The organism is Glycocaulis sp. (assembly GCF_051859565.1).
Lineage (GTDB): Bacteria > Pseudomonadota > Alphaproteobacteria > Caulobacterales > Maricaulaceae > Glycocaulis.
Genome location: NZ_JBHYFK010000008.1, coordinates 95,260 through 110,330, shown reverse-complemented (window position 1 = coordinate 110,330; position 15,071 = coordinate 95,260). Strand labels below are relative to the sequence as shown.

At 64.2% G+C, this 15,071-nt stretch carries 16 protein-coding genes; 10 read left to right on the top strand and 6 right to left on the bottom strand.

Annotation, left to right across the window (positions count from 1 at the left end; all coding sequences use genetic code 11):
* Positions 1 to 10: 10 nt before the first annotated feature.
* Positions 11 to 313, bottom strand: coding sequence for a helix-turn-helix domain-containing protein (locus ACTIGC_RS12350; RefSeq protein ID WP_439634701.1), 303 nt, complete (start codon positions 311 to 313; stop codon positions 11 to 13).
* 602 nt (positions 314 to 915) lie between these two features.
* Between ACTIGC_RS12350 and ACTIGC_RS12345 the strand changes: the two genes are divergently transcribed.
* From ACTIGC_RS12345 to ACTIGC_RS12300, 10 genes are all read left to right on the top strand, one after another.
* Positions 916 to 2,328, top strand: a complete 1,413-nt coding sequence (locus ACTIGC_RS12345) for a M20/M25/M40 family metallo-hydrolase (protein ID WP_439634700.1) — start codon at positions 916 to 918, stop codon at positions 2,326 to 2,328.
* 219 nt (positions 2,329 to 2,547) lie between these two features.
* Positions 2,548 to 4,071: a signal recognition particle protein gene (gene ffh, locus ACTIGC_RS12340; protein ID WP_439634699.1), complete on the top strand. Its 1,524-nt coding sequence runs from the start codon at positions 2,548 to 2,550 to the stop codon at positions 4,069 to 4,071.
* A 28-nt stretch (positions 4,072 to 4,099) separates the two neighbouring features.
* Complete coding sequence (rpsP, locus tag ACTIGC_RS12335) at positions 4,100 to 4,582, top strand: 30S ribosomal protein S16 (protein ID WP_439634698.1); 483 nt, start codon at positions 4,100 to 4,102, stop codon at positions 4,580 to 4,582.
* Between the two features lie 158 nt (positions 4,583 to 4,740).
* Entirely contained in the window at positions 4,741 to 5,265 is a 525-nt protein-coding gene (gene rimM / locus ACTIGC_RS12330; RefSeq protein ID WP_439634697.1) for a ribosome maturation factor RimM, read from the top strand.
* Between the two features lie 83 nt (positions 5,266 to 5,348).
* Positions 5,349 to 5,990, top strand: coding sequence for a hypothetical protein (locus tag ACTIGC_RS12325; RefSeq protein WP_439634696.1), 642 nt, complete (start codon positions 5,349 to 5,351; stop codon positions 5,988 to 5,990).
* A 10-nt stretch (positions 5,991 to 6,000) separates the two neighbouring features.
* Positions 6,001 to 6,642, top strand: a complete 642-nt coding sequence (locus ACTIGC_RS12320) for a hypothetical protein (protein ID WP_439634695.1) — start codon at positions 6,001 to 6,003, stop codon at positions 6,640 to 6,642.
* A gap of 47 nt (positions 6,643 to 6,689) precedes the next feature.
* The gene (trmD, locus tag ACTIGC_RS12315; RefSeq protein ID WP_439634694.1) at positions 6,690 to 7,394 is read left to right on the top strand and encodes a tRNA (guanosine(37)-N1)-methyltransferase TrmD; all 705 of its coding nucleotides are present in this window, start codon (positions 6,690 to 6,692) and stop codon (positions 7,392 to 7,394) included.
* Complete coding sequence (gene rplS, locus ACTIGC_RS12310) at positions 7,391 to 7,774, top strand: 50S ribosomal protein L19 (protein ID WP_127568899.1); 384 nt, start codon at positions 7,391 to 7,393, stop codon at positions 7,772 to 7,774. Before trmD ends, rplS begins: the two co-directional genes overlap by 4 nt.
* A gap of 156 nt (positions 7,775 to 7,930) precedes the next feature.
* A complete protein-coding gene (locus ACTIGC_RS12305; RefSeq protein ID WP_439634693.1) occupies positions 7,931 to 9,013 on the top strand; it encodes a glycerophosphodiester phosphodiesterase family protein in 1,083 nt (360 codons plus the stop codon).
* A 58-nt stretch (positions 9,014 to 9,071) separates the two neighbouring features.
* Positions 9,072 to 10,226, top strand: coding sequence for an FAD-dependent oxidoreductase (locus ACTIGC_RS12300; protein ID WP_439634692.1), 1,155 nt, complete (start codon positions 9,072 to 9,074; stop codon positions 10,224 to 10,226).
* 180 nt (positions 10,227 to 10,406) lie between these two features.
* Here the strand turns inward: ACTIGC_RS12300 and ACTIGC_RS12295 are convergent, their stop codons facing one another.
* The 5 genes from ACTIGC_RS12295 to ACTIGC_RS12275 form a co-directional block, all read right to left on the bottom strand.
* Positions 10,407 to 11,696 (bottom strand): adenylosuccinate synthase, encoded by a 1,290-nt coding sequence (locus ACTIGC_RS12295; RefSeq protein WP_439634691.1) that lies wholly within the window; start codon positions 11,694 to 11,696, stop codon positions 10,407 to 10,409.
* A 125-nt stretch (positions 11,697 to 11,821) separates the two neighbouring features.
* Positions 11,822 to 12,385: an acyloxyacyl hydrolase gene (locus ACTIGC_RS12290; RefSeq protein WP_439634690.1), complete on the bottom strand. Its 564-nt coding sequence runs from the start codon at positions 12,383 to 12,385 to the stop codon at positions 11,822 to 11,824.
* A 298-nt stretch (positions 12,386 to 12,683) separates the two neighbouring features.
* A complete protein-coding gene (locus tag ACTIGC_RS12285) occupies positions 12,684 to 13,208 on the bottom strand; it encodes a DUF3299 domain-containing protein (RefSeq protein ID WP_439634689.1) in 525 nt (174 codons plus the stop codon).
* A 65-nt stretch (positions 13,209 to 13,273) separates the two neighbouring features.
* The gene (locus ACTIGC_RS12280; protein WP_439634688.1) at positions 13,274 to 14,041 is read right to left on the bottom strand and encodes a ZrgA family zinc uptake protein; all 768 of its coding nucleotides are present in this window, start codon (positions 14,039 to 14,041) and stop codon (positions 13,274 to 13,276) included.
* Entirely contained in the window at positions 14,038 to 14,928 is an 891-nt protein-coding gene (locus tag ACTIGC_RS12275; protein WP_439634687.1) for a hypothetical protein, read from the bottom strand. The genes ACTIGC_RS12280 and ACTIGC_RS12275 overlap by 4 nt, the downstream gene beginning before the upstream one ends.
* Positions 14,929 to 15,071 lie beyond the last annotated feature (143 nt).

Sequence of the window (15,071 nt, the reverse complement as noted above, 5' to 3'; positions counted from 1 at the left end):
GACCAGCCCGCTACTCGCGTTCATGGCGGGAAATGGACGACACCCAGTCAAGCATTCTTAGCGCCTTATCGGCAACGAATGTTCTCGCCGCTTCAGAAAAGTCGGCATCGACAGTCCGCTCCGCAAAAAGCATGAGCGACGATACCGGTATATCAAAATACTCGGAATATCGTTCCAGCGTATCGATAGTGACTTTCTTGTTTCCACCTTCTAGCTCGGTAATGAAAGACCGAGAAAATCCCAACTCTCGGGCAAGCTCTGCCTTGCTCATGTCGTGGTAAACCCGAACAAGTCTCAGCGCTTCATTTAGCATTTTTCCTCCAAAACAATAGTAACTTAGAGGTTCTCAATCACCCAACGGACAGCGCGAAACATCGCCACGATTGATGTGGCTAGCTTCAGGACACACAGCAAGAAGCTGCGCTTCCAGCGTCCGCGGCGGCTCCACTTCGAGCGTACCGCAGGCGTTACGAGATTGCTTGACCCGGCGACCGGGGGATCCTTGTCAGAAACTGACATAACTGAGTCCTTTCGTCTCAGAGCACTGGACGGGATTGTCCAGCGTCACGCTCTCAGAGACAGGCTCAGGCCAAGCACCTCTAAGCTACCGTGATCGCCCGCTCACGCGGGGCGATCCTTACCGTGCCGCACGCCCGCCCACCGGAACCCGGGGAACGACGCCGCGCCGCCGACAAGAGGAAGAGACCAAAGCCTCCAAGCGTCTAATGACGCCGCATCTGCGTGGTGCCTTCCCGGTCGCACACCACATCTAGTATGCTGTTCGCGCATGGTCAACAGTTGTTCGCAGCACGCGAACATGCGCCCCCATCCTTGCCCGCCTTTCCCGCGGCGCGTAGATAAGGCCCCTCACGCCTTACCTCACGCCTTACCCCTCGCGACACCGGAGAGACCGCCATGGACGGACACACCAAATCATCCAGCACGCTGGACGCGGTTCTGGCCCGTCAGGAGGCGGGGTTTGAGGCGGCGCTGGCGCGCTATGACCAGCTCTTGCGCATCAAGTCCATCTCCACCGATCCGGCCTACAAGGCCGACTGCCTGCAGGCTGCGCAGAGCCTCGCCGATGAATTGAGCGCGCTGGGGTTTGACGCCCGCGTTGCGCCGGCGATTGGCCATCCCTTTGTCGTCGCCCACCATGAGGGGGCCACGGCCGATGCGCCGCACGTATTGTTCTACGGCCATTACGATGTGCAACCCGTCGATCCGCTGGAGCTGTGGGAGGCCGACCCGTTCGAGCCGGAGATCAAGACCAGAGCCGATGGCAGTAAATACATCCGCGCGCGCGGCGCAGCCGATGACAAGGGCCAGCTGCGCACCTTCATCGAGGCCTGCCGCGCCTGGAAGGAAGAGACGGGCACCCTGCCCTGCAAGGTGACGATCTTCTTTGAGGGCGAGGAGGAGAGCGGTTCGCCCAGCCTTGAGCCCTGGCTGACTGAGCACGGGCAGGAGATCAAGGCGGATTTTGCCCTCGTGTGCGATACAAACATGTGGGACCGCAAAACCCCCGCTATCACGGCGAGCCTTCGCGGCATGACGGCAGGCGAAGTGACCCTGAAAGCGGCGAGCCGTGATCTCCATTCCGGGCTCTATGGCGGCGCGGCACGCAACCCGATCACGCTTCTCACCCAGATCCTCGGTAGCATCCATGACGAGACGGGCCGGGTGACGCTTGAAGGCTTTTATGACGGCGTGGAGGACGTGCCTGCGCCCGTGCTGGAACAATGGAAGGCGCTGAACTTCTCTGACGCGCGTTTCCTCGGCGATATCGGCCTCTCCGTGCCCGCAGGCGAACAGGGCCGCATGGTGCTGGAACAGATCTGGACGCGGCCCACGGCTGAAATCAACGGCATTATCGGCGGCTATACCGGCGAGGGCTTCAAGACCGTGATCCCGGCGCAGGCCAGCGCGAAAATCTCCTTCCGCCTGGTGCCGGGGCAGGACCCGGACAAGGTCTGGAAGGCGTTTGAGGCCCATGTCACCAGCCGCCTGCCCGCGGACTGTGAGGCCGTCTTCCTGCGCCGCGATACCGGCGCGCCTGCGCTCTCGGTGGACGTCACCAATCCCGCCCTGCAGGCCTGCGTGGAGGCGCTGCGCGATGAGTGGGAGACCGAACCCGCCCTGATGGGCTGTGGCGGCTCCATCCCCATTGTGGGCGATTTCAAGCGGCATCTGGGGATGGATACCATCCTCGCCGGCTTCGGCCTTGAGGACGACAATATCCACAGCCCGAACGAGAAGTATGAGCTGGAAAGCTTCCGCAAGGGCATCCGCTCTTGGGCGCGGATACTGGACCGGCTGGCGGGATAACCCCCTCTTTCCTTGACTCTTGGCTGTCCCGCGCGTAATGCCACGCCCTCATAAGCAAGCGTAACGACCGCTTGCCTTGCCAGCACACGGAGCCGTTTCCCGCATCGACGGGGCGGAACAACTCCCGGAGGCTGGGAAGGTGCCCTGCCCGGCGAAGGCTCGCCCGGCGGGGTGGTTTTGCGTTTGCGCGGTATGCAGACCAAGGGTTTGGACAGCAACATGTTCGACGCGCTGAGCGAAAGACTGTCAGGCGTATTCGACCGGATCACCGGCCGGGGCGCGCTGTCTGAAAAGGACGTGGACGCGGCGCTGCGCGAAATCCGCGTGGCCCTGCTGGAAGCCGATGTCGCCCTGCCTGCGGTGAAGGATTTCGTCTCCAAGGTCCGTGAAAAAGCGGTCGGTGAAGCGGTCATCCGCTCGGTCGCGCCCGGCCAGCAGGTCATCAAGATCGTCCATGACGGGCTTGTGGAGCTGCTTGGCGGTGAGGGAGAGCCTGAGCGTCTGGTGCTCGAAGGCGAGCCGCCGGTTGCCATCCTGATGGCGGGCCTGCAGGGCTCGGGCAAGACCACCACCACCGCCAAGATCGCCAAGCGCATTGCCGAGCGCGAGAAGAAGAAGGTGCTGGTCGCCTCGCTCGACACGCGCCGCCCGGCCGCCATGGAGCAGCTCGCCCAGATGGCCGAGAAGGCCGGTGTGCCGAGCCTGCCCATCGTTACAGGCCAAACGGCCGTCGAGATCGCGCGCCGGGCGATGAGTTCCGCGCGTCTGCAGGGCTTTGACGTCGTCATCCTCGATACCGCAGGGCGCACCACGCTCGATGAGGAGATGATGGGCGAGGCGGCGAAGATCGCCTCCGAGACCCGTCCGCGCGAAATCCTGCTGGTCGCCGATGCGCTGACCGGTCAGGACGCGGTGGAAACCGCCAAGCGCTTCAATGAGCGGCTGAAACTGACCGGGCTTGTCCTCACCCGCATGGATGGTGACGGGCGCGGCGGCGCGGCGCTCTCCATGCGCTGGGTCACGGGCCTGCCGATCAAGTTTCTCGGCACGTCAGAAAAGATCGATGGGCTCGACGCGTTTGACGCCAAGCGCCTTGCGGGCCGTATCCTCGGGCGCGGCGACATCGTCTCGCTGGTGGAAAAGGCCGCTGCCGAGATCGACCATGAGAAGGCCGAAGCCCTCGCCAAAAAGATGGCGAAGGGCAAGTTCGACCTCAATGATCTGCGCGACCAGCTGGTCCAGCTGCAGAAAATGGGCGGGCTTGGCGGCATCATGGGCCTGCTGCCCGGCATGAACAAGCAGATGAAGGCGCAGGCCGCCGCGAGCGGCTTTGACGACAAGGCGCTCAAACGCCAGGAAGCCATCATCCTCTCCATGACGCCGCAGGAACGCGCCAAGCCGGACCTGCTCAAAGCCAGCCGGAAGAAGCGCATCGCCGCAGGCGCGGGCGTCGGCGTGCCGGAGGTGAACCGGCTTCTCAAAATGCATATCCAGATGGCCGACATGATGAAGCGCGCCGGCAAGGGCAAGGGCCTGCCGGGCATGCCGGGCGGGCGTATGCCTCCCGGAATGGGCGCTGGCATGGGCGGTCTGGGAGGGCTTGGTGGCGGCCTCGGGGGCGCTGCCGATGACCTTCTGAAAGGAAAATCCCCTGCGGGATTAAGTGGTTTGCCGGGCCTGCCGGGCACTGGCGCACCTTTGGGGCCTGATGGCCTGCCGCCCGGCTTCCCGAAGAAGAAATAATCGTTTCAACACCAAAAGGACTACGAATATGGCCGTTAAAATCCGTCTTGCCCGCGCGGGCGCCAAGAAACGCCCCTACTATCGCATCGTCGTGGCTGACAGCCGCGATCCCCGCGATGGCCGCTTCATCGAGCGTATCGGTTCCTACAACCCGATGCTGCCCAAAGACCACGCCGAGCGCGTGACCTTCGACGCCGAGAAAGCCGCCGCCTGGATCAAGAAAGGCGCCAAGCCGACCGACCGCGTCGCGCGCTTCCTCGCCGCTGAAGGCCTCTATGAGTGGAAAGCGGGCAATAACCCGAAGAAAGCCGAGCCGGGCCAGGCCGCCAAGGAGCGTGCTGCCGAGCGCGCCGAGAAGGAAGAAGCCAAAAAGGCCGCTGAAGCCGAAGCCAAGGCCGCCCCGGCTGAAGAAGCGCCTGCTGAAGAGCCGGCTGCCGAGGAAGCTGCCGCCGAGGCTCCAGCCGAAGAAGCCCCGGCTGAAGAAGCTGCTTCTGAAGAAGAAAAGGCCTAAGGGCTTTTTCCTCCCCCGTTTACGGGGGAGGTGCCTTCGAAGCAGGCGGAGGGGGGCTTTTTAATATTCCCCCCCCCTCGGCCTTTCAGGCGTTCGAAGCTTCGCTTCTCACCCCGCCCGCAAGCGGGGGGAGAAAAAGGTATGAGGCCATACAAAACATGACCAACCCCCTCATCGTCATTGCCGCCATTGTGGGCGCCCATGGGGTGAGGGGCGAGGCGAAGCTGCGCGCCTTTGGCGATGCGGCCAATGTCGCCTCCTACGGCCCGTTCCTCGATAAAAACGGCAAGCACATCCTGACGCCGAAAACCGCCCGCTCATCGGGTGGTGAAGCCGTGATCGTCTCCTTTAAAGAGCCCGTCACGCGCGAGCAGATCATGGCGATGAAGGGCACGCTCCTTCACGTGCCCCGCTCCGCCCTGCCGGAACCGGACGAGGACGAGTTCTACTATTCAGACCTGATCGGCCTTTTGGCCGAACATCTGGACGGCGCGCCCGCAGGCCGGGTGAAGGCCGTGCATGATTTCGGCGCAGGCGAGATACTCGAGCTTACCACCCCTGAAGGCGCGCTCTTCATCCCCTTCACCCGCGAGGCGGTGCCGGTGGTGGAGCTTGCCAAATCCCGCCTCGTCATCAACCCGCCCGAAACGATCGATGCGGGCGATGAGGGGGTGGAGAATTAGCGCGCAGCCCTGTTTGCGCTTGCGCCTCTGACTTTTGCCCGCTTAACCTTCTCCTGTAAGTTGCAGGAGATGGGGGCTGCGCAATGATCCTGATACTGGCAAGTGCCTTCGCGCTGATATCCGAACCGGTGGTGTGCGAACTCGCTCCGCAGGGCCGTGACATCCAGCAACGTGGCCCCACAGGCTTCACCGTGGCCTGCCCGGCAGATCACGAAGACGCCGCCGCCATCCAGTCTGCTGCGGAAGCCTCTCTTGCCGCGATGGATCTGCCGCTGCCGCGCCCGCGCCGTCAGGGCGTAAACCCGCGCCCCCCGGTGGGGGGGGCGCGCCAGATGACCATGCAGAGTGAAAACGGTGTTTGGCAGCCCGCGCCCGGTCAGTCATTGGTTCAGGCAGCACCGGTCCTGTCTGGCCGGACCACGGCGCGAGGATCAGTCAGCATTCTGTGCGCGGTAGGGTTCACGCCCGGCGCAAACGGGGCAGATCCGCAACCAAGCGCAGCATGTGCCAGCAACCCTGTGGCAGACTCCATCGTGCAGCAGCAAGTCTCGGCGATGACGCAACTGGCATCACTCTGGCGCTTTGCGCCTGTTGGCGCCTCGTACTGCGTGGACAGACGCTTCGAGGTTTCGGCCACCCGGCTGGACCGCGCTACCGGCGAGCAGGAAGAAGCACCGCCCAGTCCCGATCCGGCCCTGCTGCCGGATTTGTGCGAACCGCGATAAGGGGGCCACGATGATCCTGTTACTGGCAATCGCTCTGACCGCTTCCCAGCCTGTTACTTGCGCTCTGACGGCGTTGGGGAGCGATATATACGATCAGGGACCAACCGGCTTCACCGTAGAATGTCCGGCTGATCACGCGGATGGGGCCGCCATGCAGTCCGCCGCGGAAGCCGCGATTGCCAGGATCGACTTGCCCTTGCCGCATCAGCGCATCACCGGCCGCGGCAATCGAGCTGTCCATGAAACGGCAGATGCATTGCTGATGGAGCGCGCGGCCGGCGGTGTGTGGAGACCGTCCCTCGGCCAGGTCCTTGTAAGAGGCGTGCCGGTCTTCCCTGCCCGCGCAGTTGAAAATCGCGCCCGTCACATGATGTGTGCGCTCGCTCTGCGTCCTGCGGCCGACGGCGCTGACCCCGCGCCTGAGGTGCAGTGCGTCAGCAATCACAACAGCACCTTCGTCATCCGTCTGCTCACAGACGCCATGCGAGTATCCGCAGAACGTTATCGGTTCGCGCCTGTCGATGTCCGGTACTGTCTGGATGAACAGGTGTCAGCCCACGCCACGGTCATAGTAATGCCGGGAAGGCGGCTCGAGCAGCCCGCGCCGCCACCCGATCCTGACGTGCTGCCTGATTTGTGCGCGACGGGGTAGCCCCGCCCCTTGCCCCGTAGCGCCTGCTGGCGCATACACCCCCTCCCATGACCTTCACCGCCACCGTTCTCACCCTCTATCCGGAAGCCTTTCCCGGCGCGCTTGGCGTGTCGCTGATCGGCACTGCGCTCAAAGAGGGCAAATGGGCGCTAGAGACTGTGGACATCCGCGCATTTTCCCGTCATAAGCACGCCTCCGTTGACGACACCCCCGCTGGCGGCGGCCTTGGAATGGTGCTGCGCCCGGATGTGATTGCGGAGGCGGTAGACAGTGTGGAGCGTAAGGCGCGCCCGCTGATCTGCCTCACACCGCGCGGCAAGCCGCTCACCCAGACAAAAGTCAGGGAGTGGGCGGACGGGCCGGGCGTGATTTTGGTATGCGGGCGCTTTGAAGGCTTCGACCAGAGGGTCATCGAGGCGCGCGGCATGGAAGAGGTAAGCGTCGGCGATGCCGTCCTTGCCGGTGGAGAGATACCCGCGCAATACCTCATCGAGGCGTGCGTGCGGCTGATCCCCGGCGTACTGGGCAAGATGGCCTCGACCGAGGAAGAGAGTTTCGAGGGTGATCTCCTCGAATATCCCCAATACACCCGCCCGCGGGTGTGGGAGGGACGGGAGATCCCCGAAGTGCTGCTGGGCGGCGACCATGGAAAGGTCGCCAAATGGCGGCGCGAGCAGGCAGAACAGGCAACGAAGGACCGCCGTCCGGATCTCTGGGCGAGACATCAGCGGCGGGATGGAGAGACGAGATGAACCTCATTCAGAAGCTCGAGCAGGAAGAAGCCACGCGCGTTCTTGGCGAGAAAGTGCTCCCGGAATTTTCCGCCGGTGACACGCTGATCGTCGGCGTGCGCATCCGCGAAGGCGAGCGCGAGCGCGTCCAGCGCTTTGAAGGCGTGTGCATCGCACGCAGCGGCGGCGGGCTCAATGAGAGCTTCACCGTGCGCAAGATCTCGTTTGGCGAAGGCGTCGAGCGCGTATTCCCGCTCTACTCGCCGCTGATCGACAGCATCGAAGTGAAGCGCAAGGGCCATGTGCGCCGCGCCAAGCTCTACTATCTGCGTGACCGCCGCGGTAAGTCCGCCCGTATCGCCGAGCGCACCTCGGGCCACGGCATCGAGAGCCGCGACTAATTCTTTCGGCTTTGCCGGAATGCAAAGACGCCCATCGGCAACGGTGGGCGTTTTTCGTGTTGGCATACCGCCCGGCCGTCATGGATTTGTCACTGCCACTGGCAGGCCAGACCGGCTAACCTCCCGGCCGAAACGAATCCAGCCTTGGGGGCCATCATGTCATTCCTGCGCACCAGTCTTCTCCTGCCTGCCCTGCTCGTAGCGCTGGCCGCGTGCAATCCGGCAGACGAGCCGCCCGCTGGGGACGTGGCCCCGCCCCAAGGCGCGCCTGATGCAATTTCCGGCCAGCTGGCCGAGGATGCCGCAGAGATCGGCACTTTCCCCACACTGACAGGCGAGCTGCCCGCCATCATCGCCCATAGGGGCGCCAGCGGATATTTCCCCGAACATACCCTGCCCGCCTTCCAGCTCGCCAATGAGCAAGGCGCGGACATTCTCGAACCCGATCTGATGGTCTCGCGCGACGGCGTGCTGATCGTGCGTCACGACCCGTATCTCTCCACTTCCACCGATGTGGAAGCCCGCGAGGAGTTTGCCGACCGCCGCCGCGAACTGATGGGCCGCAATGACTGGTGGGTGATGGACTTCACCGCCGGGGAGCTGCAATCGCTCAACGCGCGGCAGGTCTTCCCCGACCGCTCGCAAGAGCATAATGACCGCTTCTCGGTCATGACCTTTGGGGACTTCCTCGACATGGTGGACGGTATGCAGGCGCGCTGCCGCTGCGAAATCCCGGTAGAGCCCGAAATCAAGCTGCCGGCTGAACACACCGCCATGGGGCTTGATCCGGCTCCCATCCTCATTGCAGAGCTGGAGGCACGCGGCCTCAATACAGAAGACTCCCTCGTTATCATCCAGTCCTTTGACGCACCCTTCCTGGAGCGCTTGCGTCCGCTGACGCCGCTGCCGCTGGCCATGCTGCACTATGGTGATGAGGAAGGCGGGAACATGAATGGCTACAGCCTGGAGCAGGTGGCCGGGTTCGCGGACGCTGTAGGTGCCTACAAGGGCCTGCTGCTCAATCCTGACGGCTCCAGCACCGGTTATCTCGAACGCGCCCATGCCCTCGGTCTGGTGGTCCACACCTGGACCCACCGCGATGACCGCCCCTCCCTGCTCACAGACGGCGATACCGATGACGAGCTGCGCGCCCTGTTCGCGCTGGGCGTGGACGGCGTGTTCACCGACTTTCCCGACACGGCCGTGCGCATCCGCGAGGAGATGCTGAACGCGGAATAGATTTTTTGCTGGGCTAAGGGCAGGCTTGGCGCCTTCGACATCCTCGTGAGGCCAGCCCATGGACCGCCGTTCCGCCCTGAAACTCCTGTCTGGCGCGGGCCTTGGCCTTGCCGCCGCGCCTCTGGTCTCTGCGGGCCGCGCTGGCGCACGCACGCCGTCGCTGGACCAACCGCCCAACTTCGTGCCCGCCGACATCTCACCCCGGCGCATCATCCGGCAGGTGGTGGGGCTGAGGCCCTTCCGCGAGGCAGGCTATGTGGTGCGCGCCGAACGCTTCGACCGCCGCAAGACGCTTGTTCACCACTACGGCCATGGCGGCGCGGGCGTGACGATGAGCTGGGGCACCGCCGCCGAGGCCGAACGCGCGCTTCTCACCGCCACCTCCGAGCGCTCTGTCGCCGTGCTGGGCTGCGGGGTGATCGGGTTGACGACGGCGCTGCTCCTGCGCCGCCGGGGCATGGACGTGACCATTTATGCGGACGCGCTGCCGCCACATACCACCTCGAATATCGCAGGCGCGGTCTGGGGACCGTCCAGCCTCTATCGCCGCCACGCGGTGGACGAGGCTTTTGTGGCGCGCTTCATGACGGCGGCACGCGTCAGTCAGCGCGCCTTCCAGCACTATGCCGATGATCCGCGCTACGGGGTTTACTGGCTGCGCCAGTATGATTTTTCCTTGCGTACGCCCGATGCCCCGCGCGAGCCGCAGCCGCTCGACCATCTCTATCCGGGCCTCATCCGTCATACCGACCCGGACCGCTGGTTCGGCTATCCAAGCGTAGTTGAAAACCACGTTCTGATGATCGACCCGGACATTTATCTGCGCGCCCTGATGGGTGAATTTGAGAATGCAGGCGGGCGCATCGTGACAGCGCGTTTCGAAACGCCGTCAGATGTGGCGCGCCTCTCCGAGCGGGTGATCGTCAACTGCACGGGGCTCGGCGCGCGCGATCTCTTCGGCGATGACGAGCTGCGGCCCATGGCGGGCCAGCTGACCATGCTCCTGCCCCAGCCGGAGCTCGATTACGCCTATAGCGCGTGGGAGGGCGGGATACTCTACATGTTCCCGCGCCGCAGCTCGGTGGTGCTGGGCGGTACGACAGACCTTGATCTGGCCGACACCCACCCCTCAGCCGACGAAACCGCCCGCCAGCTCGACGGCCATGCCCGCATTGCAAGGCGGGTTGCGGGGCTGGAGAGGGTGGGGGAGTAGTGCGGTCGCCTCAATTGGTGCTGAAACCCCGGGCGAGCTCTCGCGAGACCCGGGGCCTCGCTCCGGATCACCTGAGATAGAGGCAGGCAACGCTGTCTCCCCGATCAAACCTGCCTGAGGTCCCGGTTCTGCTGCGCAGACCGGGATTTCACAGGTGGCGGACCGTGGATAGCCAGCTCTTTATGTCCTAAACGGGTCCTGCATCAGGATCACGTCCTCGCGCTCCGGGCTGGTGGAGACCATGGCGACCGGCGTTTCGATCAGCTCCTCGATGCGGCGCACATATTTGACGGCCTCGGCCGGCAGATCGGCCCAGGAGCGCGCGCCTTTCGTGGAGCCGCTCCACCCTTCCATCTCCTCATAGACGGGCTTTACGCGCGCCTGCTCGGCGGTGGAGGCGGGCAGGCGGTCAATGATTTTCCCGTCCAGCTCATATCCGGTGCAGACTTTGAGCGTTTCAAACCCGTCCAGCACATCGAGCTTGGTCAGCACGATGCCATTGAGCCCGTTGATCTTGGCAGACTGGCGCACCAGCACCGCGTCAAACCAGCCGCAGCGGCGCTGACGGGCGGTGACGGTGCCAAACTCATGGCCCTTCTCGCCAATCAGGCGGCCGGTCTCGTCGGTCAGCTCGGTCGGGAACGGGCCTTCGCCCACGCGCGTGGTGTAGGCCTTCACGATGCCAAGCACATAGCCGGTCTTGCCGGGGCCAACGCCCGTCCCGGCTGCGGCCTGTCCTGCCACCGTGTTGGAGCTGGTCACGAACGGATAAGTGCCATGATCCACATCGAGGAAGGCGCCTTGCGCGCCCTCGAAGAGCACTTTCTTGTCTTCGGCGATGGCTTCATCCAGCAGCCGCCAGACCGGCGCGGCATAGGGCAGGATTTTCGGCGCAATCTCCAGAAGCGCAGCCACCAGCTCGTCTGCAGAATATTCCGTCTCGCCATAGCCGCGGCGCATGGCGTTGTGATGGTGCAGAAGGTCGGCGACGCGGGCGCGCAGTCCTTGCTCGTCTGCCAGGTCAATCACGCGCACGGCCCGGCGGCCCACCTTGTCCTCATAGGCAGGGCCAATGCCCCGGCGCGTCGTGCCGATCTTCATGCCGTCATCGCGGTTCTCGCGGAAGCCATCAAGATCGCGGTGGACGGGCAGGATGAGGGCGGCGGTCTCGGCGATCTTTACAAGGTCCGGCGTGATGGCGACGCCCTGGGCCTGCACCTTTTCGACCTCGGCGAGGAACGCCCAGGGGTCGATGACAACGCCATTGCCAAGAAGCGAGAGCTTGCCGCGCACGACACCAGAGGGCATCAGCGACAGCTTGTAGACGACCCCGTCCACGACCAGCGTGTGACCGGCATTATGGCCGCCCTGAAAACGTGCCACCACATCGGCCCTGAGGGAGAGCCAGTCGACAATCTTGCCCTTGCCCTCGTCACCCCACTGGGCGCCGACGACGACTACATTGGCCATGAGAGAAACTCCGCTTGATACGCGGAATGACGGCTTATAGGGCATGGACGCGCCCGGCAAGGGCGCGTCTTCACGTGAGTGTGGATTGTCCCTGCCCGGAGCGCTGCATCCAGTCAGATGGGCGTCTAGCGCCCGAACCGCCAGCTGATGCGCGCGCCAATCTCGTCCAGGCCCTGATTGCGGCCCTGGCCGAGAATCTGACCGTTGGAGAAGTGCTCGTAATACACGCCAACAGCAACGCTGGGCGTCACGGCATAGTCCAGCCCCAGCTGGGTATGAAAGAGGAAACGCGAGCCCAGAAGGGCGCGCGAATTGGCAAGCCGGATACGGTCCGGATCGCTGGGCGGCAATTGCGACACATCACGCACCCCGTCGTGATAGGCAACACCAAACCCGCCATCGACCGACCAGCGCTCGGAGAAATTGCCGGTCCACAGGAAGCCCGCTGCCCCCAGATTGGTGTTACCCGCCGAATTGAACGAGCCATACAGATACGGGCGCGGCGACCACACCGGCGAGAGAAAATCCGGGCTGTCAAACACGATCTGCCCGCTTATCTGCACCCCGTCCTCGATATTGCGTGCCAGATCATGGGCGACGACGCCCAGACGGAACTCGCTGATCTGGGCCTGGGCCGTACCGGCCGTCAGCGCCACGAGAGCAAGGCCGGAGACAATAAAATTACGCATGGGATTCCCCTCAATGAGTCGAGGGCAGCATATGTCGCAAAGCGGGGAAATAAAAGCACCGCGAAAGGCGAAAAGTGGGACCCGCCACGGCGCCGCGCTGGCGCTCCATCGCCCCCCTCAGTGCGATTTGTGTGCCGCGCTGGGACATCCGGGCGGATCCCGGCACACGCTTCGCAAGAATGGTGCTTGCGCGCGTACGCCAAGCCGGAGTCGGCATCTCCGGCCACCCATGACTAGCGGCCAAGAAAGGCGGTTAATGTCCGTTAATAGGGCAATTGCGCGGCGGCGCCTGGCACGTTCACGGACGATAGGGCGTGATCGAATCCAGCTCCAGCGTGTAGGCCACGCTGGCAAGATCGGTGTCCTGGCGCTGGATGCGCAGTATGCCTTCGGCGAAAACCGGATCCCACAAGCCATCGACCTGCACCGGCTCGGAGGTCTCGACATAGACCAGCTGGTTGGGCGGAGGCGGCGGCACGTGGATGCACGCACCCACATAGGGCACCAGCAGGAAACGGGTCACACGCCCGCCGGAGAAATAGTCAAACGGCAGGATATAGCCGCCGAGGCGCACGCGCTGGCCGTCCAGCGCCTCGACCGCGGCAAAGCTCATGATCTGGGGAAACTGCTCGGTTCCGAAATGATCAAAGCCAAGCTCCACTGCCTGCATCTGCTGCAGGCGGGCAAGACGCTCCCCCTCGCCTTCGGGAAGCAGATCGGCCCAGACGATGGAGCGCACACTGCCACCATCGCCCGCATGGGCGGTCCCCGCCAGCAGGCTGACGGTCACAAAGAGGCTGATCAGAAGAGCGCGTAACACCATGGGCGGAATGTGTGCACACACTCCGCCCCCGGCAAGCACGGCTTACACGTTATAATATAACGGCTTTAGCGGATCGAGAGTGCTGGCGATGATGGCGTCAGCGTTTCTGCCGCACTGCGCGTGCCATCAAAAAACTGAATGCTCACGCGCTCCAGACGGTCAAAACCGGCGAACAGGCTGCCCGCATCAATGCGGGTAAGCCGCTCCGGCGATGTGCAGGCAAACGTCCAGGTCACAAAGCCGTCAGAATAGCGCCGTTCGCCTTCCCCGTGGCTGTGACCGTGGCTGTGACCGTGGCTGTGGCTGTGCCCATGGTCATGGGCGTGATCCTGGGGCGGTGTTTCAGCTTCGCTGTGATCGCCGTAATGATCATGCGTGTGATCGTGGTCATGATCGGCTTCATCATGACCGTGCCCGTGATCATCATGGCCATGGCCGTGTGGCTCCTCGCCATCATGGTCCATGTGCTCATGCTCGTGATCATCGTCGTGGTGGCCGTGCGCGCTGGCGGGCGGGAAACCCTCAAGCTGAGTTTCGGTCAGGCTGCAGCCGGCCTCTGCGTTGAAGGCCGGGCGGGCATCGCTTTCGAGGGCGGCAATCGCCTGCCCCACCAGCGCATACTCGCCCTCATCGCGCGGCGCGCGTTCAAAGCCGATCAGATTGTAGAGCGGGCTTTCAATTTCGGCGACCAGCGTGCCATCGGGATTGAGCGCCACGGCCAGCTCGGCAAGGCCGTGAACATGGGTGCCCGCGTGGCGATGCTCATGCTCCTGCGCGAGGGCAGGCGCGATGGCGGTTCCGGCAAGAAGCGTGGCGAGGATGAGACGTTTCATGGCTGCTCTCCTGATTGGCTCACACGATGAACGCTGGCCGCGCCATCGCCGTTCCTCGGTGAGGCTGGACCGCCCACGGGGCCAAAATGCGGCGCGGCGGAAATCACCAGCGCATCGTCATGGGCGTGATCATGGTCATGATCGTGGGCATGATGGTGATGGTCGTGCCCGGCCCGGTGGGCCGCTGTGAGGCCGGTTGCTGCCACAATCCCAAGCACCACCATCGGAACGGCGCGGCGAAGCCCGCCCGTGCGCGCATGTACCAGAAGATGGGCGGCAGAGACATGGATCAGCACGCCGGCAGCCAGACCCAGCAATCCCGCCACCAAAGCAGGCGACAGCGCACCTGCAAACGGGGCGGTGATGCCCGCAAATACCAGCGTGGAGGCGCCAGCGGCCACAAAGGACCAGAGCGCGGCGCGGCCGTCGCTGACCCCCGCACGCTGCAGAAGGATAAAGCACACGGCGGCATCGGCCGGCTTGTGCAGGAGCAGGCCCGCGCCTGCGGCCAGACCGGAAAAGGAGTCCGAGGCGAATGCGATCGTGTAGGTCAGCCCGTCGAAGCTGGCGTGCAGGGCAATTGCCAGCACGGGCGCGAGCGCGGCGGCAGAATCGCGGTCCGGCGCGAACAGGCCCGCAGCCCGGCGCAGGACGAGGCCCAGCACCAGCCCGCCCCCGATCATCCACACCGCGATGGGAGACCCGGCCAGCGATTCAGGGATCAGGTGAAGGACCGCAATGGTAAGGAGGAGACCAGCGGAAAACGCGGCGAGCAGGGGCGAATGCGCGCGCGTATAGCGCGCGGCAAAGCGCATGCCGGCGAGCGTGGCCAGCACCACACCCGCAGCCAGCAGGGCAAATACAAGCGTGAGCGTCACCGAATCCAAGAGGGCTCCAGACCGGCAGTATCAGCGCCATCCGGCGCGCTGCCGTAATGTTATTCTGTAACGAGGTCTGGATTTAGCGGTTCAGCGCCGCGCTGGCAAGGCGGGGCGGGTGAGAAAAGTGTGGGGGGTCTCGCAGGGCAGGG

Excerpts from the sequence above, each read along its gene's own strand:
- rimM (WP_439634697.1), top strand. The coding sequence starts at position 4,741 with ATGACCAACCCCCTCATCGTCATTGCCGCCATTGTGGGCGCCCATGGG.
- ACTIGC_RS12280 (WP_439634688.1), bottom strand. The coding sequence starts at position 14,041 with ATGAAACGTCTCATCCTCGCCACGCTTCTTGCCGGAACCGCCATCGCG.
- ffh (WP_439634699.1), top strand. The coding sequence starts at position 2,548 with ATGTTCGACGCGCTGAGCGAAAGACTGTCAGGCGTATTCGACCGGATC.
- ACTIGC_RS12300 (WP_439634692.1), top strand. The coding sequence starts at position 9,072 with ATGGACCGCCGTTCCGCCCTGAAACTCCTGTCTGGCGCGGGCCTTGGC.
- ACTIGC_RS12350 (WP_439634701.1), bottom strand. The coding sequence starts at position 313 with ATGCTAAATGAAGCGCTGAGACTTGTTCGGGTTTACCACGACATGAGC.
- ACTIGC_RS12325 (WP_439634696.1), top strand. The coding sequence starts at position 5,349 with ATGATCCTGATACTGGCAAGTGCCTTCGCGCTGATATCCGAACCGGTG.
- rplS (WP_127568899.1), top strand. The coding sequence starts at position 7,391 with ATGAACCTCATTCAGAAGCTCGAGCAGGAAGAAGCCACGCGCGTTCTT.
- ACTIGC_RS12290 (WP_439634690.1), bottom strand. The coding sequence starts at position 12,385 with ATGCGTAATTTTATTGTCTCCGGCCTTGCTCTCGTGGCGCTGACGGCC.
- ACTIGC_RS12345 (WP_439634700.1), top strand. The coding sequence starts at position 916 with ATGGACGGACACACCAAATCATCCAGCACGCTGGACGCGGTTCTGGCC.
- rpsP (WP_439634698.1), top strand. The coding sequence starts at position 4,100 with ATGGCCGTTAAAATCCGTCTTGCCCGCGCGGGCGCCAAGAAACGCCCC.
- ACTIGC_RS12320 (WP_439634695.1), top strand. The coding sequence starts at position 6,001 with ATGATCCTGTTACTGGCAATCGCTCTGACCGCTTCCCAGCCTGTTACT.
- trmD (WP_439634694.1), top strand. The coding sequence starts at position 6,690 with ATGACCTTCACCGCCACCGTTCTCACCCTCTATCCGGAAGCCTTTCCC.
- ACTIGC_RS12305 (WP_439634693.1), top strand. The coding sequence starts at position 7,931 with ATGTCATTCCTGCGCACCAGTCTTCTCCTGCCTGCCCTGCTCGTAGCG.
- ACTIGC_RS12285 (WP_439634689.1), bottom strand. The coding sequence starts at position 13,208 with ATGGTGTTACGCGCTCTTCTGATCAGCCTCTTTGTGACCGTCAGCCTG.
- ACTIGC_RS12295 (WP_439634691.1), bottom strand. The coding sequence starts at position 11,696 with ATGGCCAATGTAGTCGTCGTCGGCGCCCAGTGGGGTGACGAGGGCAAG.